The sequence below is a fragment of the Duganella sp. 3397 genome (genome assembly GCF_031456625.1).
Lineage (GTDB): Bacteria > Pseudomonadota > Gammaproteobacteria > Burkholderiales > Burkholderiaceae_D > Rugamonas > Rugamonas phyllosphaerae.
The window spans coordinates 537,231-558,482 of sequence record NZ_JAVDVB010000002.1; the positions used below are offsets into that span (position 1 = coordinate 537,231).

Sequence of the window (21,252 nt, forward strand, 5' to 3'; positions counted from 1 at the left end):
AAAAACGCTCAGCGTCCAAGGCTGGGCTTGTTCGGTGCATAGGTCCAGCCGGGCACCAGGTAGCGCATCGCCAGTGCGTCGTCTCGCGCGGTCGTGGCCACTTTCTTGTACAGCGCATGGGCCGCCTCGATGCGGTCCATGTCGGGTTCCACGCCCAGGCCGGGACGGTCCGGCACCTGCACGGCGCCGCCGACGATCTGCAACGGCTCCCGCGTGAGGCGCTCCTGGCCCTCTTGCCAGATCCAGTGGGTGTCAATCGCCGTGATCTGGCCCGGCGCGGCCGCTGCCGCGTGGGTAAACATCGCCAGCGATATGTCGAAGTGGTTGTTCGAGTGCGAACCCCAGGTCAGGCCCCATTCAGCGCACAGCTGCGCCAGCCGCACGGAGCCCTGCATGGTCCAGAAATGCGGGTCGGCCAGCGGAATGTCGACGGCGCCCAGCAGGTGCGCGTGCGCCATCTGGCGCCAGTCGGTGGCGATCATGTTGGTGGCGGTGGGGATGCCGGTGGCGCGGCGGAATTCGGCCATGGTCTCGCGGCCCGAGTAGCCGTTTTCGGGGCCGCACGGGTCTTCCGCATAGGCCAGCAAGTGGCCCTGGCCGCGACACAGGTCGATCGCCTCGCGCAGCGACCAGGCGCCGTTGGGGTCGAGCGTGGCGCGCGCATCGGGGAAGCGCGCCTTGATGGCGGCAATCGCTTCCATCTCTTCGGCGCCGTGCATCACGCCGCCCTTCAGTTTGAAGTCGCGGAAGCCGTAGCGCGCCACCGTGGCCTCGGCCTGGTCGGCGATGGCTTGCGGCGACAGCGCCTGCTGGTGGCGCATCTTGTACCAGTCGTCTCCGGAACCAGCCAGGTAAGGCAGGTCGGTGCGGCCACGGTCGCCGATGTAGAACAGGTAGGCCAGCATCGGCACGCTGTCGCGCTGCTTACCGGCGCCGAGCAGTTCGCACACCGGCACGCCCAGGTGCTGGCCCAGCAAATCGAGCAGCGCCGCTTCGACGGCCGTGATCACGTTCTCGAGGCGCAGATTGATTTCGTGCGGCTGCTTGAGCACCTCCGCTTCGGCCGCCGACGTGACCTGGTACTGCTGGCCGCTGACGTCGCGGTTGGCGATGGCGGTGCGGAGTCCGTTCAAGGTGCGGTTGTAGCGCCCGATCGGCGTGCCCACCACCAGCGGCACGGCGTTCTCCAACGCGCGCAGGATGCCCGCGCCGCCCGGCACTTCGCCAACGCCGGTATGGCCGGCGCTGTCTTGCAGCAGCACCAGGTTGCGGGTGAAGTAAGGCGCGTGCGCGCCGCACAGGTTAAGCAGCATGCTGTCATGGCCTGCCACCGGGATCACGCGCATGGCCGTAATCACCGGCGTCACCGGTGTGGTGGACCCTGCCGAGGAATGCGGTAAATGTGTTGCCTGTACCATGCCTTTATCCTAAAATGATTAGCGCTACCATTACTCAGTGTGAAGGATTTATGCGATCACGTCAACAAGGCAAGTGCAGCAAAATCACTGCGGCACTGACTATCATCTTCACTGCGGGTGTACTGGCAGGTTGCGCCACCGCGCCCGACTCCGCACACGACCGCGCCAGCGCGAAAGGCCAGCACTGGGTCGCATCGTGGGGCACGGCGCAACTGGTGCCGGAAGCCGCCAACGAACTGCCCGCCGCGAGCTGGCGCGATGCGAGCATGCGCCAGATCGTCCACCTGTCGCTTGGCGGCAGCCAGGTGCGGGTGCGCCTGACCAATGTGTTCGGCACGGCGCCGCTGCTGGTCAATGCGGCCAGCGTGGCGCGCGCACCTGGTCCGGGCCGCGCCGATATCGACGCTGCCACGCTGCAGGCCCTGACCTTCGATGGCCGCCGCGCCGTCACCATCCCCGCCGGTGCCGAATATTACAGCGATCCCGTCGCAATCGAACTGCAGGCCGGCGCCGACCTGGCGATCTCGCTGCACTTTCCGGCCGAACCGGCACGCCAGACCAGTCACAGCGGTGCACGCACCAACAGCTTCCTGATTGCCGGCAACCGCACGGCCGACGCCACCTGGCCCGGTGCCGCCAAGGTCGCGCGCTGGTTTTCGATTGCCGACGTCGATGTGCTGGCACCGCACACAGCGGGCGCGCTGGTGGCCATCGGCGACTCGATCACCGACGGCTATGGCGTGACCACCGATGGCAACAACCGCTGGACCGACGTGCTGGCCGCGCGCCTGCGCCAGGACGGCATGGCCCTCGGCGTGGTCAATGCCGGCATCGGCGGCGGCCGCATGTTGAAGGATGGACTGGGACCGAACCTGGTCTCGCGCTTCGAGCGCGATGTGCTGGCCCGCGCCGGCGTGACCCACGCGCTGGTGCTCATCGGCGTCAACGACCTGGGTGGCCTGCACCGCAACACACCCGACCTGCCGGCCGAACGCCAGCAACTGCTGGCCGACCTGCGCCTGGCGCACCGGCAGCTGGCCACCCGCGCCAGGGAGCGCGGCATCTGCCTGATCGGCGCCACCGTCACGCCGTATGTGGGCAGCGACTACTATCACCCGGAGCCGGCCAACGAGGCCGACCGCCAGGAACTGAACGCCTGGATCCGCACGTCCGGTGTGTTCGATGCGGTGGTCGATTTCGACGCCGCGCTGCGCGACCCGGCGCAGCGGCAGCGCATGGCGCCGCAATACGACTCGGGCGACCATCTGCATCCGTCGCTGGCCGGCTACCGCGCCATGGCCGAAGCAGTGCCGTTGACGCTGCTGCGGCAGTCGTGTCGAAGCCGGCCCTGACTGCCATCCGTACCACACAATATAAAAACGGATAACGACAATAATGAGACAAAAATTGATAAGCGTGGCGGGAGCCTTCCTGGCCGCCGCCCTGTTCTGCTGCACCCTGCCCGCCCACGCACTGGGCCAGCAGCGCCTGGTGCGGTTCGACTCTCCTCCCGCCAACGCGGTCGTGATGGCGCAAGCCGGCAAGGCCGCCACGCTGTACGTGGACGCCGCCGACCACGCCGGCGTGTTGCGCGCCGCGCGCGACCTGCAGGCCGATATCGGCCGCGTCACCGGCGTCACGCCGGCGCTGCAAACCGGCGCGCCGGCCGGCGCCGACGTGATCATCATCGGCACCGTGGGCCACAGCCCGCTGATTGACCGCATGATTGCGGCCGGCACGCTCGATGTCGCAGCGATCCGCGGCAAGTGGGAGGGCTGGCAGGTGCAGACCGTGCTGCGGCCGCTGCCCGGCGTGGAACGGGCGCTGGTGATTGCCGGCAGCGACAAGCGTGGCGCCATCTACGGCATCTACGAGTTGTCCGAGCAGATCGGCGTCTCGCCATGGTACTGGTGGGCGGACGTGCCGCCGCCGAAAAGGGCCGCGCTCTACGCGTATGCGCCAAGCGCCGCGCACGATGCACCGGTGGTCAAATATCGCGGCATCTTCCTCAACGACGAGCAGCCGGCGCTCACCGGCTGGGTACAGCAGACCTACGGGGGCTACAACCACCGCTTCTACGAAAAGGTGTTCGAACTGCTGCTGCGCCTGCGCGCCAACTACCTGTGGCCGGCGATGTGGAACTCGGCCTTTTACGATGACGACAAGCTCAATGGCAAGCTGGCCGACGACTACGGCATCGTCATGGGCACCTCGCACCACGAGCCGATGATGCGTGCGCAAAAGGAGTGGACGCGCCAGGGCAAAGGCCCGTGGGACTACCAGAAAAACGGGAAGGTGCTGCACAAGTTCTGGACCGGCGGCATCGAGAACACCCGCAACTTCGAGAAGATGATCACCATTGGCATGCGCGGCGACGGCGACGAGCCGATGTCGGAAGAATCGAACGTGGCCCTGCTCGAGCGCATCGTCGACGACCAGCGCGCCATCATCGGGCGGGAACTGGGACGCGACGCCGCCATCGTGCCGCAGATGTGGGCGCTGTACAAGGAGGTGCAGGACTACTACGAAAAAGGCATGCGCGTGCCGGACGACGTCACCCTCCTGTGGTGCGACGACAACTGGGGCAATATCCGCCGGCTGCCCACGTTTGAAGAACGCAAGCGTGCCGGCGGCGCCGGCGTGTACTACCACTTCGATTACGTCGGCGGTCCGCGCTCGTACAAGTGGCTCAATGTCACGCCACTCCCGAAAATCTGGGAGCAGATGCACCTGGCGTGGCGCCACCAGGCCGACCGCATCTGGATCGTCAACGTGGGCGACCTCAAACCGATGGAAGTGCCCATCGAGTTTTTCCTCACCTACGCCTGGAATCCGGCCGCCTGGCCAGCCGAACGCCTGCCCGACTACCTCAAACTGTGGGCCACGCGCGAGTTCGGCCCGCAGCACGCGGACGATATCGCCGACATCGTCGCCAGCTACACGCGCTACAACGGCCGCCGCAAGCCAGAGCAGCTCGAGCCGAACACTTACCACGTGGTCAACTACGACGAAGCCGAACGCGTGACGGCCGAATTCCAGGCGATTGCCGCGCACGCCGAGAAGATCGCCGCACAACTGCCGGCGGGGCAACGCGACGCCTTCTTCCAGCTGGTGCAGTATCCGGCGCAGGCCAGCGCCGTGGTCAACCAGCTGTATGCAGTGGCCGCCCGCAACCGGCTGTACGCGGTGCAGGGTCGCACCTCGACCAACGACCTGGCCAACCAGGCACGCAGCCTGTTCGCGCAGGATGCGGAACTGACGCGGCGCTATCACCAGGACATCAGCGGCGGCAAGTGGAACCACATGATGTCGCAAACCCACCTGGGCTACACGTACTGGAACCAGCCGCCGCGCAACGTGATGCCGGCAGTCAGCGAAGTGCAGGCGCCACTGGCGGCCGACATGGGCGTGGCCGTGCAAGGCAATGCACAGGTGTGGCCCGGCCCCGAAGGCGACAAGCTGACCCTGCCCGCGCTCGATGAAATGACCGATGCGCCGGCATACCTGGAAGTGTTCAATCGCGGCAGACAGCCGTTCGACTACCGCATCACCACCAGCGCGCCGTGGCTGGAGATCGACCAGCCGGCCGGTAAAGTGGAACGCGATCGCCGCGTGCACGTCAAGGTGCGCTGGACCGACGTGCCGCGCGAAGTTGATCACGCCACGCTGACGGTGCAAGGCCCGAACGGGGCCAGGGTGACGATCAAGGCGCCGCTGCGCCGCGTGGTCAAAGGCGCCGTGGCAGGCGACTACATCGAGACCGGCGGCGTGGTGTCGATTGAAGCGGCCAGCTTTGCCAAGGCTGTCGCCCCGGCAGGCCGGCAATGGCTCACCATTCCCGGCCATGGCCGCACGCAGTCCGCCGTGACCGCGCTGCCGGTGGACGCGGCGGCCGATGCTGCCCCGCAGATGCGGCTCGACTATGCGCTGCACCTGCAAAGCGCAGGCCAGGTCGTGGTGCACGCGACGCTGGCGCCCACCCAGAAATTCCAGCCGGGCGCCGGGCTGCGCTACGCGGTCTCGTTTGACGACGAGCCGCCGCAGCTGGTGAATATGCACGCCGACGGCTCCGAAAAAGCCTGGGAGAAGAGCGTGTCCGATGGCGCTGTCGTCATCACCTCGCGCCACACCATCGCCAAGGCCGGCCACCACACGCTCAAGTTCTGGGCGGTGGATGCGGGCGTGGTGCTGCAGAAAATCGTGGTCGATGCGGGCGGGTTGAAAGACAGTTACCTCGGCCCGCCCGAGAGTCCGCGCGCACGGTAATCCAAAAATATAACGGAGACAAAATGCATAAACTGTTTCATAAACTGTTTCCCCCCGTGCTGGCGGCGCTGCTGCTGGCCGCGGGCTTGACGTCGGCCAACGCAGCGACCAGCACAGCCTCCAAGCCCGTCCCCGACGAAGACGGCTACAACCTGTGGCTGCGCTACCAGCCCCTGGCGCCGGCAGCACAGGCGAGGCTCAAGGCGCAGGCGCGCAGCATCGTCCTCACCACGCCGATCACGCCCACCACCACGGCCGCCGTCGCCGAACTGCAGCGCGGGGTGGCTGGCATGGCAGGCATCGACGCCCCCGCGCAAACTGCCACCATCGCCGACGGCGCCCTGGTGCTGGGAACGGCGGCAACCTTGCCGGGCCTCGACAGCACTTTGAAGACCGAGCTGGCAAAGCTCGGCAACGAAGGCTACCTGCTGCGCGCCGCACGCCTGCAGGGTCGCCCGGTCACGCTGATCGCCGCCAACACCGACATCGGCCTGCTGTATGGCGCTTTTGCGTGGCTGCGCGCCACTGCCGGCGGCACGGCGCCCGAGGCGAGCTCCGCACCGAAGCTGCAACTGCGCCTGCTCAACCACTGGGACAACCTCGATCGCCACGTGGAGCGAGGCTACGCGGGCGCGTCGATCTGGGACTGGTGGGCGCTGCCCGAGATCACCGACAGCCGCTACACCGATTATGCGCGCGCCAACGCGTCGCTTGGCATCAACGGCACTGTGCTCAACAATGTCAACTCCAAGCCGGAAGTGCTCACGCCTGCCTACATCGCCAAGGCGGCTGCGGTGGCCGACGTGCTGCGCCCCTACGGCATCAAGGTGTTTCTATCGGCGCGCTTTTCCACGCCGCTGGAACTGAAGCAGACCGACACCGCCGATCCGCTGTCACCTGCCGTGCAAACCTGGTGGAAGAACAAGGCCGACGAGATCTATCGCGCCATTCCCGACTTTGGCGGCTTCCTGGTCAAAGCCAATTCCGAGGGCCAGCCCGGCCCGCAGGATTACCACCGCAGCCATGCCGATGGCGCCAACATGCTGGCCGCCGCGCTGGCGCCGCACCATGGCATCGTCATGTGGCGGGCCTTTGTCTATGCGCCGCAGGCAGGAAAGGAAACCGACCGCGCGCGCCAGGCGTTCGAGGAATTCAAGCCGCTCGACGGCAAGTTCGCATCCAACGTGCTGGTACAGGTGAAAAACGGCGCTATCGACTTCCAGCCGCGCGAACCGTTCCACCCGCTGTTTGGCGCCATGCCCAATACGCCGCTGATGATGGAATTCCAGATCACCAAGGAGTACCTGGGCTTTTCCACCGACATCGCCTACCTGGGCACAATGTTCGAGGAAGTGCTCGAGAGCGACACCATGCAGCAAGGCCAGGGTAAAGGACCAACAGTGGCGCAGGTCATCGAAGGTTCGCACACGCTCGATGGCAAGCCGCCTTTGACCGGCATGGCCGGCGTGGCCAATATCGGCGTCGATCGCAACTGGACCGGCCACCATTTCGATCAGGCCAACTGGTACGCGTTCGGCCGCCTGGCGTGGAATCCGCAGGCGTCGGCGCGCGCCATCGCCGTCGAATGGGCGGCGCAAAGCTTCGGCAACGATGCACGGGTGATCGGACCGGTAGTCGATATGCTGATGCGTTCGCGCGAAACCGTGGTCGATTACATGACGCCGCTGGGACTGCACCACATCATGGGCACCGCCCACCATCACGGCCCGGCGCCGTGGGTGAACGACCTGGAACGCCCGGACTGGAATCCCGTGTATTACCACCGCGCCGCACGCGACGGCATCGGTTTCGACCGCACCGCCAGCGGCACCAACGCACTGGAACAATATGCGCCGGCGCTGGCGCGCCTGTACGCCGATCCGCGCACCACGCCGGAAAAATACCTGCTGTGGTTCCACCACCTGCCGTGGACCTACGCCATGCCATCGGGCCGAACGCTCTGGGCCGAGATCATCGACCACTACGACCGTGGCGTGGCGGGCGCGCGCGACCTGCAAAGCCGCTGGGACGCGCTGCGCGGCGTGGTCGATGCGCGCCGCCACGCGGAAGTGGCGCAGCGGCTGCGGCGCCAGGTGCAGAACGCCGAGTTGTGGCGCAATGCCTGTATCGCCTACTTCCAGTCGGTATCCGGCCTGCCGCTGCCGAACGGCGTGACGCCGCCACCGCAGCCGCTCGAGTACTACAAGGCGATCCACTTCCCGTATGCCCCGGGCCGTGGCTGACCCCTAGGCGACTAACATGACCAACCTGACCAACAAGGCCAACCCCACCATGAGCGACGTCGCCCGCAAGGCCGGCGTCTCGCCGATGACCGTCTCGCGCGTGCTCAATGGCGACACCCGCGTGCGCGAGGCCACGCGCAAACTGGTGGCCGACGCCATCGCGTCGTTGAATTACGTGCCCAACCAGGCCGCCCAGCGGCTGGCGGGCGCCAGGGCGATCCGCATCGGCTTTTTGTACGCTAACCCCAGCGCGGGCTACCTGAGCGAATGCCTGGTCGGCCTGCTCAACCAGGCCAGCCCGCACAATGTGCAACTGGTGGTGGAAAAGTGCGAGGCCGACGAGCATGGCCTGGAGCAGGCGCGGCGCCTGATCGACAATGGCGTCGATGGCATCATCCTGCCGCCGCCGCTGTGCGACAGCGCGGAACTGGTGGACCTGCTGGCGCAATCGGGCACGCCCGCCGTCACGGTCGCCTGCGGCAGGCCCGACGACCGCCTGAGCGGCGTACGCATCGACGACTACCAGGCCGCCCACGACATGGCGTGCCACCTGGTGGCGCTGGGCCACCAGCGCATCGGCTTCGTTGCCGGGCACCCCAACCAGACCGCCAGCGCGCGCCGCCTGCAAGGGTTCCAGGATGCGCTGGCCGAACACCACCTGCCGCAGGCGCCGGAGCTGATCGTGCAGGGACTGTTTACGTACCGGTCAGGCCTGGACGCCGCCGAACGGTTGCTGAGCCACGACCCGCGCCCCACCGCCATCTTTGCCAGCAACGACGACATGGCCGCCGCCGTGGTGGCCATTGCCCACCGGCTGGCGCTCGATGTCCCAGGCGATTTGACGGTGGCCGGCTTCGACGATACGGCGCTGGCCACCACCATCTGGCCCGAGCTCACCACCGTGCGCCAGCCGATCGCCGAGATGGCGGAAATGGCGGTGCGTGCGCTGGTACGGCAAATCCGCGACCGTCGCGACGGCGCGCCGGCAGCGCCGCAGCAGGTGGTGATGGACCACGCGCTGATACGACGCCAGTCCGACGCCGCGCCGCGCGTGCGGCCGCCAGCCAGGGCGGGAAAGCCGCTCAGAATGTAGCAAAGGCAATAAACCTGCTGATGAGTGTGCAAGCGAACATACAGCAGAGTTCTACAAAGAGATGATGCCAGGACGATATTTTTTTATTGACTGACATCATGCCTCTCACTGCTCAATCACGCGCCGAATTCGCGGTCGCTCCGGCCAGGGTGCCGCCCATGCTGGCCCAGTACGTGGCCGGTGTACCGGATGGCGACGCGGCATCGGCGCTGGCGGGTGCGGTGGCGGCGGGACTGGACCGGTTGCCGCTGCCCGGCAGCGGCGCCACGCTGGCGCGCTGGCAGGCGCTATCGATCGCCGGCGGTCACGATCTTTCTTTCGCCAAGCTGTACGAGGGCCATACAGACGCCTTGGCGATCCTGGCGGAATTGCAGGGACCTGACATTGCCGGCGCCACCTGGGGCGTGTGGTGCGCGGAGCCGCCCGGTCCAGGCGTGGCGCTGCGCGTGGCCGGCAACGGCCGTTACACGCTGTCCGGCCGCAAGCAGTGGTGCTCGGGCGCGGCGGCGCTGAGTCATGCGCTGGTGAGCTGCCGCGATGCCGCAGGCCGGCGCATGCTGGCTGCCGTCAGCCTGCGCCAACCGGGCGTGGAAGTGACCAATCAGGGCTGGCACGCCGTGGGCATGGCCGGCAGCGCCAGCGTGGACGTGGTGTTTACCGATGCGCAGGCGGTGCCGGTGGGCGAACACGAATCGTACCTCACGCGGCCCGGCTTCTGGATGGGCGGCGCTGGCGTGGCGGCCTGCTGGTACGGCGCCGCGCGAGCCATTGGCGAACGCCTGCTGGCCGCCGCCCACGCCCAGACTTCCGACAGAAATCACCGGCCCGATCCGCATCGGCTGGCGCACCTGGGTAATGTCGATATCGCGCTGTCGGGCGCCGCCGCGCTGCTGCTTTCGAGTGCGGCCAACATCGACGCGCATCCGCGCGCTGACCACTGCGCACTGGCGCTGCGCCTGCGCCTCACGGTGGAAGCGGCAGCGACCACCGTACTGGCCCACGCCAACCGCGCGCTAGGCGCCGGTCCGTTGTGCCGCGACGCCCAGTTTGCCCACCTGGCGGCCGACCTGCCCGTGTTCCTGCGCCAGAGCCACGCCGAACGCGACCTGGCCACACTGGGTTCGCAACTGGCAAACACCGGAGCATCGCCATGGGCTTTATGACCGAACAACTGGCGCCACCCTGCCCTGTTCGTGGTGCTGAACACCCGCGCCAGATCGCCGGCGCGGGCACCCCGGACGCCGCCTGGCAGGCGTGGGCAGGACTGCACGACCTGCCGCCGATCGCGACCCACGACCTGGTGACGCCCGGCCAGCGCGCCATCATCGTCGCACCGCATCCCGACGACGAGGTACTCGCCTGTGGCGGCTTGCTGCAAATGCTGGCCGCGCAAGACACACGCACCGTAGTGGTAGCCGCCACCGACGGCGACGCCAGCCATCCCGGCTCCAGCATTTATCCGCCGGCTCAGCTGGCGCGGCTGCGCTCCCGTGAAACCGCAGCCGCATTGCACGCCCTGCTGCCAGCGGGCCGGCCGGCGCCGCAAGTGATCCGCGCACGCCTGCCCGACGGCGACGTGAGCAGTCAGGCCGGCGCGCTGCAAACCCTGCTCGAGCAACTGCTGCGCCCAGGCGACGTGGTCTTTACCACCTGGCGCCATGACGGCCATCCAGACCACGAAGCCTGCGGCCACGCCGCCGCGATGGCGGCGCGGCTGTGCGGCGCCGCCATGGTGGAGCTGCCGGTATGGACCTGGCACTGGGCAGAGCCCGGCGACCAGCGCGTGCCATGGCAGCGCGCGCGGCGGCTGGTGCTCGACGCCGAGACGCTGCAACGCAAGCGCGATGCGATTGCCTGCTACACCACCCAGCTCCACCCCGATCCGTCGACCGGCCAGCCGGCCATCCTGCCGCCGCATGTGCTGGCGCGCCTCACGCATCCTTACGAAGTCTGCTTCCTATGACCATCACCAACCGCCACACCCATTTCCAGCAGCTCTATACCCAGGACGCCGATCCGTGGAAGGTGCGTCAGCGCTGGTACGAGCAACGCAAGCGCAGCCTGTTGTTGGCGTGCCTGCCGCTGCAGCGCTATCGCCGCGCCTTCGAGCCAGCGTGCGGCAACGGCGAGCTGACCGCTGCACTCGCCCACCGCGCCGAATACGTGCTCGCCACCGACCTCTCGCCCGAGGCGGTGCGCCTGACGCAGCAGCGCATGCAGAAGGAGCATCCGAGCGATGCCTCGCGCGTGACGGTACGCCAGCAGGTGGTGCCACAGGAATGGCCCGACGAAAACCCGTTCGACCTGATCGTCATCAGCGAAATGGCCTATTACCTGCCCGAGCACGAAGTGGCGAATTTGCGCCAGCGCTGCCTGGAGTCCCTGGCCGACAACGGCACCCTGGTGCTGTGCCACTGGCGCTGGCCCTTTGCCGACCGCCAGCTCGATAGCGCCGACATCCACGCCGGCTTCGACGGCGCGCCGGGCATGCACCGCCTGATGCAGCACAGCGAGGCCGACCTCCTGCTCGACATCTGGTCGCGCAACCCGTCTTCGGTCGCGCAACTGGAAGGACTGGCGCCATGATCGGCATCGTCATCCCGGCCCACGACGAGGAACGCTATCTCGATGGCTGCCTCAACGCCATCCGGCTGGCCGGGGGCCATGCCGACCTGCGCGGCGAGTCGGTGTGCGTGGTGGTGGTACTCGACCATTGCCGCGACAACTCGCGCGCCATCGCCCACGCTCACACCAATGCCCTGCAGGGTGCCGGCTACCGGGTGGAAGCGATCGAACTCGATGCCCGTAACGTCGGCGCTGCGCGCGCCGCCGGGGCCGAACGATTGCTGGCCCACGGCGCACGCTGGCTGGCCTTTACCGACGCCGACACCCGCGTGGCGCCCGACTGGCTGGTGGCGCAGCTGCGCCTGGGCGTGGACGTGGTATGCGGCACGGTGTCGGTGGACGACTGGTCGGCGCACCACGACCAGGCGGCTGTGTTGCGCCACCAGTTCGACAGCTGCTACGCCGACCGCGATGGCCACCGCCACATCCACGGGGCCAACCTGGGCGTGTGCGCCACGGCATATTGCTGCGTTGGCGGCTTCCTGCCGCTGGCATGCAGCGAAGACGTCGCGCTGGTGGAAGCACTGGAAAATTGCGGCGCGACTGTCGCCTGGAGCGCCGCGCCCCGCGTGGTAACCAGCGCGCGCCGCGATGCCCGGGCGCGGGGCGGATTCGGTGATACGCTGATCCGCCTTGCCACCGCCGCCAGCCAGGCAGCGCTGCCATTGCTCCCGCTGAAACCGGTGATCCCATGACGCTCCTGCACAACTGGCAGACTGCCCCCACCGACGACCATCCGCTGGTACGCCTGGGCCGCCTGTTGCAGAACGCTGGCTACCAGTTCACCACCATCTCGCCTCCGAGTCACCGGCGGGTAAACGCCCGCGAACACCATGCGACAGCCGGCGATTTGCGCGGTGTATTCGGCTGGAACCGCCCTTTCGAGGCGGCATTGGTGGGAACGGAAATGCTGCAATTGATGGACAGCGCCGGCATCCTGCGGGTCGATGGCACGCTGTACCGCAGTGGGCTGCGGGTGTCGACACTTGGCGGCGAACTGTATTTTCACTCGGCGTATCCCACGCACGATGTCGATTCGGTCTTCTTCGGACCCGACACATACCGCTACGAGCAGGTGATCGATTCCGCGCTGGCGGCCGGATTGCCGGTCGCCCGGGCGGTCGATATCGGCAGCGGCGCAGGTCCCGGCGCGATCAAGGTGGCGCGGGCGCACCCGCAGGCCGACGTGTGGGCGGTCGATGTGAATCCCGCAGCGCTCGCGCTCACCGCGCTCAATGCGCAGCTGGCACGGCGGGACAATATACAGCTGGCGCACAGCGATGTGCTCACAGCAGTGGCGGGACAGTTCGATCTGATCGTCGCCAATCCGCCATTCATGGTCGATGACGATCAGCGCACGTATTGCCACGGGGGCGGCGCGTTGGGCGAAGGCCTGTCGCACGCTATTGTCGACAGCGCCATCGAACGGTTGGCGCCCGGCGGACGGTTGGTGCTCTACACCTGCGTAGCGATCATCGATGGCGCCGATCCGTTTTGCCAGCAGGCTGGAGCTCGACTGGACGCGGCAGGCATGCAGTGGCAGTACCGAGAGCTTGACCCCGACGTCTTCGGCGGCGAACTCGGTGACGACATTCACCGCAACACCGACCGCATCGCCGCCATTGCGCTGGTGGCGACGCGGTCGAAATTCTAGGCGTCCTTGCGGCGCGGTGCCACGCGCTGCTGCGCTTGCGGCGCGCGCAGCACCTTGTAGGCGATAAAACGCGGAATGCCCCGGCTCATCGCGTATTCGGCGGCAGGATCGAGTCCCATCACGGGCAGCAGTTGCTTGGCTTCGTCGATAATGGCGGCGGTGGCGGTCGGTTTGCGGCGGTCTGACAGTGGCATGGTGAACTCGCTGGAACGTAAAGTCCCAATTTACGCCCGCCGGGCGCTCCGGACTGTACGCCGCCTCACCCACACTTCCATGCAGAACTATTTTCGATGGTGCAGCGCCCGAAAAGCCCCCGGCAACATGGCCGCCTCGCGCCGGAAAAACTTGGTGAAATTGGTCGGCTCGTCGAAACCGACATGGTTGCCAACCACCGCCACCGGCAGCGCGGTGTGGGCGAGCAGGCGCTTGGCCTCGAGCATGATGCGTTCGACGATCAGGGCCTTGGCGGTGCGGTCGGCTGCCGCCAGCACGGCGCGGTTGAGGGTCTTGTCGGAGCAGCCCAGCGCCGCTGCGTACTCCTGCACCTGGTGCCACTGGCCGAAGCGCTGTTCGACCATGTGGCGAAAGCGCCGGTGGCGCTGCCGCTCGCCGGCGCTCACCGGGTGGTCGGCGCTGGCCGCCTCGCGTTCGCCCCAGGCCATACCCAGCCGTATCAGCAAGGCATGCAACTGGTGACGCAGCAGCGAGTGCAGCTCGCCGCGCGGTGCCGGCAGCTGCGTATCGTGGTGGAGCTGGGTCACGGCATCGGCCACCAGCCGCTGCAACGGCGCGTCGAGGTGCATGGGCTGACCGGGCCAGGCCAGGTCCGGTTCCAGTCTCCGGTTGCCTTGCGCTGTGCCGGATGGCAGCAAAAAGTCGGACTGGAACAGCAGCAGCCAGCCGTCCCAGGCACTGTCCACGTCGAACTGCTGAGCCTGCCCCGGCGTGACCATCAGCACCGTGCCCGCCTCGCACGCCACCTGATCGAAGTCGATGGTGTGGGTGCAGCGCCCCTCGGTGACGACCATCAGCTGGTGGAATTCGATGCGGTGCGCGTGGCGAAAATGCTCCTTCGTTTTACGGGGCCACAGCTCTGCCAAACGGAATACCTCGATGTCCAGATTATATTTTTCGGGCGGCTCGTAATCGAGCCTTGCTATCGCATTCCCAGGAAGTGGCACTGCCATTGCTTGTCCCATATTTACCATCACTGGTACGGATTCTACCGTGAGTTGCCGAGGCCGGTGGCCTATAGTCGGGAGGCAGCTATTATTCACCCACAAGGAACCATCATGAGCAAAGTTGTTATCGTCTTCCATTCCGGCTACGGCCACACCCAACGCGTTGCCGAGTACGTTGCCCAGGGCGCTGGCGAAGGCGCCGAACTGCTGCAAATCACCGCCGAGGGCGAACTGCCAGAAGGCGGCTGGGACAAGCTCAACGCAGCCGACGCCATCATCTTCGGCACCCCGACCTACATGGGCAGCCCGAGCTGGCAGTTCAAGAAGTTCTCCGAAGCGACCTCGAAAGCCTGGTTCACCCAAGCGTGGAAAGACAAGGTCTTCGGCGGCTTCTCCAACAGCGCCAGCTTCAACGGCGACAAGGCCGTCTCGCTGATCGCCCTGCAAACCCTGGCTGCGCAACACGGCGGCATCTGGGTCAGCCTGGGCATCCTGCCATCGAACACCAAGGCCGCACAGCGCACCGACCTGAACAACCTGGGCGGCTCGGCCGGCGTGCTGGTGCAGTCGCCGTCGGATGCGAGCGTGGACGAGATTCCCCAGGGCGACCTCGATACGGCCAAAGCTTACGGCAAGCGTGTGGCGGAGATTGCTGGTCGTTTGGCGTAAGAGCGAAAACCACCGGCGTCGACCGAAACGGCGCCGGTCATACCTCCATCTGAAAATTATTGCATCAAACCGCCGCACCCCGCAACGACCACCGCCGCGACGTATTGCCCACCCTCGGCCCCACCTCGCGGTCCCCTGCCCGCACCGCGCCCTCGAACAGCACCCGCTCGATCAGCTCGCGGTCGGCGCCCACGGTTTTCAGGTATTCGATGGCGGCGATGACGCCTACCTGCTGGCGCAGCGCCACGGCCTTGCGTACGTCGTTTTCCAGGCTGTGCTCCGCTGGCGGCAACACGCCAGCCGCCTGGCGCCTGTCGATGGGAAATTCAGCTATCGTGTCAGTCATCTCGTCTCCTGGGGAATTCTTGATTTAGTCTGCCATGCGCACGCAATTGCGGCCGCTGCGTTTGGCGCGGTACAGCGCCTGGTCGGCGCGGATGTACGCCTGTTCGAACGTGCTGCCGCGCGCGCTCCAGCTCACGCCCACGCTGGCGGTGACGGGCGCGGTGATCGGCGCCGGCCATTCGGTGTTGGCAATCGCCTGGCGCAGGCGTTCGCCCAGCGCCAGGCCCTGCACCGGGGTCAGGCCCGGCCACACCACCGAAAATTCCTCGCCGCCCACGCGGCCGATGAAGGCCTGGCCCTCGACCATCTCGGTCAGGCACACCACCACGGCCTGGATGACAGCGTCGCCGGCCGGGTGGCCGTAGGTGTCGTTGACCTGCTTGAAAAAATCGATATCGAGCACTACCAGCACGATGTCGTGCAGCAGCAGGCAACTGCGCGCGTGCTCGATGACGGCGCCGCGATTGAGCGCGCCGGTCAGCGGGTCGTGGCTGGCGCGGTATTCTAGCTGGGTGGCCATTTCCTGCAGACGCGCGTTGAGCTGGTTCATCTGGCGTTCGGCGCGGTCGCTGCGCTGGACCAGGCGCCGGCTCTCGCGCAGCAGCCTTTCGTAATGCGCCACCAGGTCGCGCAGCGCGCCCTGGTGGTTGTCGTCGTGCGCAGCGGCGCGGCGGGCCTGGTCCAGCGCCTGCTGTTCCGCGGCGAACAGGTCGGGTTCGAGGTCGGCCGCCGTGCCGAAGAGGGGCACCGGCGCGCTCATACCGGCCGGTCGGTAAACTGCAGCGCGGCGAAATCGTCGCGCAGTTCTTCGCCAAATTCCATGATGGTGTCGTCCTCTTCGTCGCGGTACCAGTTGAGCAGCACTTCGTTGCCAGCCAGTGCGGCGTCGTTCAGTGCTTCGAACAACGCGAACAGCATCTTGGTCGAGGAGCTGTTGAAGTACGCCAGCGAGACGTGGACCGTGATGGTTTGCTCGCGGCAGTTCTCCAGGTAGCGGCGCAGCCGTTCGATCACCGGCCCATAAAAGGCGGCCGCGTTTTCCGGGTACGACTCGCCCTTGAGCGAAAGCGTATGCTCGGGGAAGCGGAAGTCCACTTCGGGCGAAGTGGGGGTTGCTGCTATAAGTAAGGCGTCCATGGCGGTCAGATGATGGCTTTGATGCAGAAGATGGTGGTGTCCGGCTCGTTCGGTGACGGCGCAAACTCGAATTCCAGCGGCTCGCTCGCTTCGCGGGCCATGGTGAGAAAACCCAGGCCTGCGCCTTTGCTGTCGGCGGGCACTTCGGCGCGCAGGGCCTGCTTGTAGGCAGCCTTGATTTCGTCGACAGTCATGGTGCGCAAGGCGTCCAGGCGGCTGCGCAGGCCTGGTACGCGGTCGGTCGCCACCGGGTTGGCGCACAGCAGGAAGAAATGCTCGCCGCTGGTGCCGATGCAAAACGAGCCGCGCCGCATTTGCGCGTCGCGCTGGTCGCCGGGCGTGAGCGCTTCGGACGAATAGTGCATGATGTTTTGCGACATCTCGACAAAGGCCGAGAAGATGCGGCGCCGGGTGGGACCGGCCGCGCCGGCGCTGTCGAGGCGCGCGCGGATGGTCTCCGAGATGGCAGCCACCACCGGCTGCGAAAAATAGCCGGCATAAAAAAAGATGACCTGGCGCTTTTGCGCCACTTGCCATAGTTCGTCGAATTCCTGGTACAGCACGGTGCTACTCCTTAGGGACGGCAACAAAAGAAAGTCAGGTCATCGCGGCGGGGCTGGCCGTCCTGCCAGCCGGCCAGCGCTTCCAGCAGAACCCTTGACAAAGCGGGGGCGCCAGCGTCGGCATGCCCGGACAGCAGCTCGCGCACGCGGCGCTTGCCGAAGGCAATCGCCTTCGGTCCGCCGATCTGGTCGATCAGGCCGTCGGTGGTGACAAACACCAGCGCCCCGGGCGCCAGGTCCACCACGTGGGTCGGCCATTCCTGCGCGGGGTCGGTATCGACATATCCGAGGCCGGCGCGCTCGCCCTCCACCACCAGCAGCGGCTCGCCCGGCGCCAGCAGGTGCAGCGCAATCCGGGCGCCGGCAAAATACAGGCGCCGGGTACGGTGCTCGAACCACAGGAAGGCGGCGTCCAGCCCGTCGTCCGATTCGGCCACGGCGCGCTGTTCGGTGGTCTGGCCGAGCAGCGCCTTGACGCCGCCGCTGACCTCCTGCAGCAGCCGGCCCGGGGTGCGCGGCCCCACCCGCAGCAGCGCACCACCCAGCACTTGCGACGCGATCAGCGTCATGAAGGCGCCCGGCACGCCGTGGCCGGTGCAGTCGCCGAGCGCCACGAACCAGCCGTCTTCGTGCTGCTCGACCAGGTAAAAGTCGCCGCCGACCAGGTCGCGCGGCTGCCATTCGAGGTGGGCGTCGCCCAATTTGGCCAGCGCGTCGCGCGAGGGTTTCAGTACCGCGCGCTGGATCACGCTGGCATACTCGATGCTGTGCATGATCTGGCGATTGCGCTCGGCCTGCATATTGGCCACCACGTTCATCAGTTGCAGGCCAAAGCCCACGCCGGCCAGCTCGCCCTGGTTGGTGATGATGAAGCCGTCGGCCAGCGCCTTTTCGCCGGAGGCCACCGCGCGGAACGTCAGGTCTTCGATGCTGACGTCGCACTCGACGATCAGCGGTTCCTTGTCCATGAAGGCGATGCAGCTCTTCTTGCCGTACAGCTCCTGGTAAAACGGCTTCGACATTTGCGACATGAAGATGTTTCGGCTGATCAGGCCGATCGGGCGACCGCCATCGAGCACGGGCAAACTCATCAGGTCGCGCCGCTCGGTGAACAGCGCATGCACGTCGGCGTTGCACGCTTCCGCCACGATGGAGACGCTCTCGCGGCACAGGTCGGCAGCTGTCGACTGGCGGTAGCGTGGCAGATGCTGGCGGGAGGCGTCGAATTCCACAGTTCACCCAATCAAATAAAAATGCATACTAGCAATTCAATATGACCTCATTATGACAAGCGTGTTACCTGACCAGAGTCAGCGCGGTCCGCTGGCCCAGTTCGCCCAGCGTGGCGGCCATGGCTGCCGCCGGTACCGGTCGTCCCAGCAAATAGCCCTGGGCCTGGTGGCAGCCCAGATCGCGCAGCAGGGCCAGCTGGGCCGAGGTTTCCACGCCTTCGGCCACCACCGTCATGCCCAGCGCGCGCGCCATCGAGACGATGGCCTGGAAAAACACCCGGCCCTCGTGCGAGCGGTCCAGTTCGCGCGTGAAAGCCTGGTCCACTTTCAGGCCGTCGAGCCGCAGCCGCTGCAGCTGCGACAGCGACGAGTAGCCGGTGCCGAAGTCGTCGACGAACACGCGCACGCCCAGCGCGCGGATCGCGGTCAGTTCGGCCTGCACATCGACCTGGTCGGCCACCATGGCCGACTCGGTGATTTCCACCTCCAGCAAATCAGCGTCGATGTCGTAATGCGCCAGGTGGCGCGCCAGCTGGGTGGCCACGCTGCCATAACTGAACTGGCGCGGCGACACGTTGATCGATACCGGCAGCAGCGGCAGGCCCTGGTCGCGCCAGGCGGCCAGTTGGGCGCAGGCCTGGCGCATCACCAGCTCGCCCAGGCGGTTGATCAGACCACTGGCTTCGGCCAGCGGGATGAACTGCCCCGGCGGCACCATGCCCAGCGTGGGGTGCTGCCAGCGCAGCAGTGCTTCCATACTGACCGGCCGGCCGCTGCCCACATCCACCCGGGCCTGGTAGTGCAAGCTCAATTGGCCCGCATCGATGGCCTTGGCCAGGCTGTGTTTCAGGTGGGCGCGGGCACTGAGCAGCACGTATTGCGACGCGTCGAAGAAGCGGTAATGGCCCTTCTGCTCGCTCTTGGCGGAAAACAGCGCGATGTCGGCGTGGCGCAACAGGGCTTCGTGGTCGGCGCTCTCGCCCGCATAGCGCGGGTAGCAGCTGATGCCGATCGACGCCTCGATACGATGCGTTTCCACGCCCAGGGCCACCGGCTCGGCCAGCACCGCCAGCACGCGTTCGGCCAGCAGCGCCAGCCCGGCGTGGTCGTGGCCCTCGTCGGCCGGGTCCACCAGCAGCAGGAATTCGTCGCCACCCATGCGCACCACGCAGTCGCTGGCACGCATCAGGCCGGTCAGGCGCTGCGCCGCTACTTGCAGCAACTGGTCGCCCACGCCGTGGCCCAGGGTGTCGTTGACGTGCTTGAAGTCGTCCAGGTCCACCAGCAGCACGGCCAGTCCGCCCTGGCGCTCCAGGCTGGCGGCCAGCCGGCGCGGCAGTTCGCGCACCAGCCATTGGCGGTTGGGCAGCTCGGTGAGCGGATCGTGCAGCGCCAGGTGTTCCATATCGCGCTCGTGCAGCTTGCGTTCGCTGACGTCCTGCAAGGTGATGGCCAGGCACTCGCCCACGCGCACGATGCGGCGACGGCCCCAGCCGATATTAAGCTGGCCGTCGGGCGACATCTGCCGCTCGTCGTCGTAGTTGCCGTCTTGCAGCGCCTGCAGGTACACCGGCAGCAGCGCCGTGCCGAACACGCCCTGGTCGAGGGTGGAGACGCGGCGGCCGATCAGCTGGTCGCGCCCGAGTCCATAGAAATAGGCGCCGCGCGCATTGCAGTCGATGATGTCGAAATCGGTGACCGCGCCGGCAGCGTCGCGCACGGCGGCCGCCAGGTAAAAGCCATCACTGCCGTGTTCGGTTGCCATGCGATAGGCCTGGTGCGCAGCCCTGCTGCGTACGCGCCGGCGCTCGATGCCCAGGCTGTAATGCGTGGCCAATCCACCGAGCAGCACGGTGAGCAGAGTGAGCCAGAACGCGCGGTCGCGGCGGCGGCTCCAGTCGGTGGCGGCCGGCGCCAGCGCTTGCGCCGAGGTCATGGCCGCCAGTGCCACGACCGGGTAGGCGCTGGAATGGCGCCAGCTGACCAGCCGCGGGGCGTGGTCGGAAAAGGCCGCGCCTGCCATCAGCCTGGTGTCGAAGCCGCCGGTCAGCGCCGGCGCCGTGGCAAACAGCGAGGCGCCGGGCACCAGGGTCAGCGCGTCGCCGTGGGCTTCGAGGCGCACGCTGCTGGCGTTGCCAAGGTCACTGAACACGGCCACCACGCCGTGGCCGCCCAGCAGGCGCTGGTTGTAGAACGACGTCAGGTAATCGGCATCGAGGGTAAGCGCCAACACCCCGGCAAAACCGTCGTCGCGGCGGTCGAGACGGCGGGTGAACTGCACGAATTGCTGGCTGGCCTGCACCGCGCCGCCCGGCGCCAGGATGCGCAGCGCCGACGAATTGTTAGCCTGGTGAAAGCCGAACGAGGCCGGCAAGCCCGCGCCGGCGCCATGATGGCGGCCGGCGCGGCTCAGCACGCGGCCGTTGGGGGCATAAATGGCGATCTCGGCAAATGCCGGATCGGTGAACATGCCGTCGCGGTACAGCGCATCGAGCTGCAAGGTGCCGCCGCTCTGCTCCCAGCCATGCTTGAGCTGCATGGTGACCTGGTCCATCTGGGCGACGCTGCGGGTAAGGTAGTGCTCGAACGCATCGACGTGAGCAGCGAGCTCGCGCCGCGCGGTCTGCTCGACATCGCGCCGGGTGCGCTCGGCGCTTACCACGGCGTGATTCCAGCAGGCGGCCGCCGCCAGCAAGGCCAGCAGCAACCAGGCCCATGGCCAATATCGGGAGGCGTACGAACGCAAGATAACATCCAGGGGAATAAAAGTTTCCGGATGTTATCGCAGCAGTATGTCAGGCGCGTGACATTGCGTGATTTTTGCTC

At 66.9% G+C, this 21,252-nt stretch carries 19 protein-coding genes; 10 read left to right on the forward strand and 9 right to left on the reverse strand.

What is annotated here, in order from left to right; all coding sequences use genetic code 11:
* Positions 1–8: 8 nt before the first annotated feature.
* Positions 9–1,418, reverse strand: coding sequence for an enolase C-terminal domain-like protein (locus J2X54_RS06955; protein WP_310179430.1), 1,410 nt, complete (start codon positions 1,416–1,418; stop codon positions 9–11).
* 50 nt (positions 1,419–1,468) lie between these two features.
* On the opposite strand from J2X54_RS06955, the gene J2X54_RS06960 reads away from it, so the two are divergent.
* From J2X54_RS06960 to J2X54_RS07000, 9 genes are all read left to right on the forward strand, one after another.
* Positions 1,469–2,770: an SGNH/GDSL hydrolase family protein gene (locus J2X54_RS06960; protein ID WP_310179432.1), complete on the forward strand. Its 1,302-nt coding sequence runs from the start codon at positions 1,469–1,471 to the stop codon at positions 2,768–2,770.
* A 43-nt stretch (positions 2,771–2,813) separates the two neighbouring features.
* Entirely contained in the window at positions 2,814–5,684 is a 2,871-nt protein-coding gene (locus tag J2X54_RS06965; protein ID WP_310179434.1) for a glycosyl hydrolase 115 family protein, read from the forward strand.
* Positions 5,685–5,707: 23 nt separating this feature from the next.
* A complete protein-coding gene (locus J2X54_RS06970) occupies positions 5,708–7,927 on the forward strand; it encodes an alpha-glucuronidase family glycosyl hydrolase (protein ID WP_310179436.1) in 2,220 nt (739 codons plus the stop codon).
* A gap of 16 nt (positions 7,928–7,943) precedes the next feature.
* The gene (locus J2X54_RS06975; RefSeq protein ID WP_310179437.1) at positions 7,944–9,020 is read left to right on the forward strand and encodes a LacI family DNA-binding transcriptional regulator; all 1,077 of its coding nucleotides are present in this window, start codon (positions 7,944–7,946) and stop codon (positions 9,018–9,020) included.
* A gap of 98 nt (positions 9,021–9,118) precedes the next feature.
* Positions 9,119–10,183: an acyl-CoA dehydrogenase family protein gene (locus J2X54_RS06980; protein WP_404990888.1), complete on the forward strand. Its 1,065-nt coding sequence runs from the start codon at positions 9,119–9,121 to the stop codon at positions 10,181–10,183.
* Complete coding sequence (locus J2X54_RS06985; RefSeq protein ID WP_404990894.1) at positions 10,180–10,983, forward strand: PIG-L deacetylase family protein; 804 nt, start codon at positions 10,180–10,182, stop codon at positions 10,981–10,983. The genes J2X54_RS06980 and J2X54_RS06985 overlap by 4 nt, the downstream gene beginning before the upstream one ends.
* A complete protein-coding gene (locus J2X54_RS06990) occupies positions 10,980–11,606 on the forward strand; it encodes a cyclopropane-fatty-acyl-phospholipid synthase family protein (RefSeq protein WP_070246870.1) in 627 nt (208 codons plus the stop codon). Before J2X54_RS06985 ends, J2X54_RS06990 begins: the two co-directional genes overlap by 4 nt.
* Positions 11,603–12,340, forward strand: coding sequence for a glycosyltransferase family A protein (locus J2X54_RS06995; protein WP_310179440.1), 738 nt, complete (start codon positions 11,603–11,605; stop codon positions 12,338–12,340). Before J2X54_RS06990 ends, J2X54_RS06995 begins: the two co-directional genes overlap by 4 nt.
* Positions 12,337–13,299 (forward strand): methyltransferase, encoded by a 963-nt coding sequence (locus tag J2X54_RS07000; protein WP_310179441.1) that lies wholly within the window; start codon positions 12,337–12,339, stop codon positions 13,297–13,299. Before J2X54_RS06995 ends, J2X54_RS07000 begins: the two co-directional genes overlap by 4 nt.
* Here the strand turns inward: J2X54_RS07000 and J2X54_RS07005 are convergent.
* Both J2X54_RS07005 and J2X54_RS07010 read right to left on the reverse strand, forming a co-directional pair.
* Complete coding sequence (locus J2X54_RS07005) at positions 13,296–13,493, reverse strand: hypothetical protein (RefSeq protein ID WP_070246867.1); 198 nt, start codon at positions 13,491–13,493, stop codon at positions 13,296–13,298. The two genes, J2X54_RS07000 and J2X54_RS07005, sit on opposite strands and share 4 nt — an antisense overlap.
* 87 nt (positions 13,494–13,580) lie before the next feature.
* Positions 13,581–14,486, reverse strand: coding sequence for a helix-turn-helix domain-containing protein (locus tag J2X54_RS07010; protein ID WP_310179442.1), 906 nt, complete (start codon positions 14,484–14,486; stop codon positions 13,581–13,583).
* A gap of 105 nt (positions 14,487–14,591) precedes the next feature.
* Between J2X54_RS07010 and J2X54_RS07015 the strand changes: the two genes are divergently transcribed.
* Entirely contained in the window at positions 14,592–15,149 is a 558-nt protein-coding gene (locus J2X54_RS07015; protein WP_310179443.1) for a flavodoxin family protein, read from the forward strand.
* 64 nt (positions 15,150–15,213) lie between these two features.
* Here the strand turns inward: J2X54_RS07015 and J2X54_RS07020 are convergent, their stop codons facing one another.
* The 6 genes from J2X54_RS07020 to J2X54_RS07045 form a co-directional block, all read right to left on the reverse strand.
* On the reverse strand, positions 15,214–15,495 hold the full coding sequence (locus J2X54_RS07020; RefSeq protein WP_310179444.1) for a hypothetical protein: 282 nt from the start codon (positions 15,493–15,495) through the stop codon (positions 15,214–15,216).
* A gap of 24 nt (positions 15,496–15,519) precedes the next feature.
* Complete coding sequence (locus tag J2X54_RS07025) at positions 15,520–16,254, reverse strand: GGDEF domain-containing protein (protein WP_310179446.1); 735 nt, start codon at positions 16,252–16,254, stop codon at positions 15,520–15,522.
* A complete protein-coding gene (locus tag J2X54_RS07030) occupies positions 16,251–16,631 on the reverse strand; it encodes a DUF1987 domain-containing protein (RefSeq protein WP_310179448.1) in 381 nt (126 codons plus the stop codon). Before J2X54_RS07030 ends, J2X54_RS07025 begins: the two co-directional genes overlap by 4 nt.
* 5 nt (positions 16,632–16,636) lie before the next feature.
* On the reverse strand, positions 16,637–17,194 hold the full coding sequence (locus J2X54_RS07035) for a SiaB family protein kinase (protein WP_070246861.1): 558 nt from the start codon (positions 17,192–17,194) through the stop codon (positions 16,637–16,639).
* 11 nt (positions 17,195–17,205) lie between these two features.
* Complete coding sequence (locus tag J2X54_RS07040) at positions 17,206–18,426, reverse strand: SpoIIE family protein phosphatase (protein WP_310179449.1); 1,221 nt, start codon at positions 18,424–18,426, stop codon at positions 17,206–17,208.
* A gap of 64 nt (positions 18,427–18,490) precedes the next feature.
* Positions 18,491–21,172 (reverse strand): EAL domain-containing protein, encoded by a 2,682-nt coding sequence (locus J2X54_RS07045; RefSeq protein ID WP_310179451.1) that lies wholly within the window; start codon positions 21,170–21,172, stop codon positions 18,491–18,493.
* Between the last annotated feature and the right edge of the window lie 80 nt (positions 21,173–21,252).

Coding starts and splice junctions, on each gene's coding strand:
- J2X54_RS06955 (WP_310179430.1), bottom strand. CDS start 1,418: ATGGTACAGGCAACACATTTACCGCATTCCTCGGCAGGGTCCACCACA.
- J2X54_RS06960 (WP_310179432.1), top strand. CDS start 1,469: ATGCGATCACGTCAACAAGGCAAGTGCAGCAAAATCACTGCGGCACTG.
- J2X54_RS06965 (WP_310179434.1), top strand. CDS start 2,814: ATGAGACAAAAATTGATAAGCGTGGCGGGAGCCTTCCTGGCCGCCGCC.
- J2X54_RS06970 (WP_310179436.1), top strand. CDS start 5,708: ATGCATAAACTGTTTCATAAACTGTTTCCCCCCGTGCTGGCGGCGCTG.
- J2X54_RS06975 (WP_310179437.1), top strand. CDS start 7,944: ATGACCAACCTGACCAACAAGGCCAACCCCACCATGAGCGACGTCGCC.
- J2X54_RS06980 (WP_404990888.1), top strand. CDS start 9,119: ATGCCTCTCACTGCTCAATCACGCGCCGAATTCGCGGTCGCTCCGGCC.
- J2X54_RS06985 (WP_404990894.1), top strand. CDS start 10,180: ATGACCGAACAACTGGCGCCACCCTGCCCTGTTCGTGGTGCTGAACAC.
- J2X54_RS06990 (WP_070246870.1), top strand. CDS start 10,980: ATGACCATCACCAACCGCCACACCCATTTCCAGCAGCTCTATACCCAG.
- J2X54_RS06995 (WP_310179440.1), top strand. CDS start 11,603: ATGATCGGCATCGTCATCCCGGCCCACGACGAGGAACGCTATCTCGAT.
- J2X54_RS07000 (WP_310179441.1), top strand. CDS start 12,337: ATGACGCTCCTGCACAACTGGCAGACTGCCCCCACCGACGACCATCCG.
- J2X54_RS07005 (WP_070246867.1), bottom strand. CDS start 13,493: ATGCCACTGTCAGACCGCCGCAAACCGACCGCCACCGCCGCCATTATC.
- J2X54_RS07010 (WP_310179442.1), bottom strand. CDS start 14,486: ATGGCAGTGCCACTTCCTGGGAATGCGATAGCAAGGCTCGATTACGAG.
- J2X54_RS07015 (WP_310179443.1), top strand. CDS start 14,592: ATGAGCAAAGTTGTTATCGTCTTCCATTCCGGCTACGGCCACACCCAA.
- J2X54_RS07020 (WP_310179444.1), bottom strand. CDS start 15,495: ATGACTGACACGATAGCTGAATTTCCCATCGACAGGCGCCAGGCGGCT.
- J2X54_RS07025 (WP_310179446.1), bottom strand. CDS start 16,254: ATGAGCGCGCCGGTGCCCCTCTTCGGCACGGCGGCCGACCTCGAACCC.
- J2X54_RS07030 (WP_310179448.1), bottom strand. CDS start 16,631: ATGGACGCCTTACTTATAGCAGCAACCCCCACTTCGCCCGAAGTGGAC.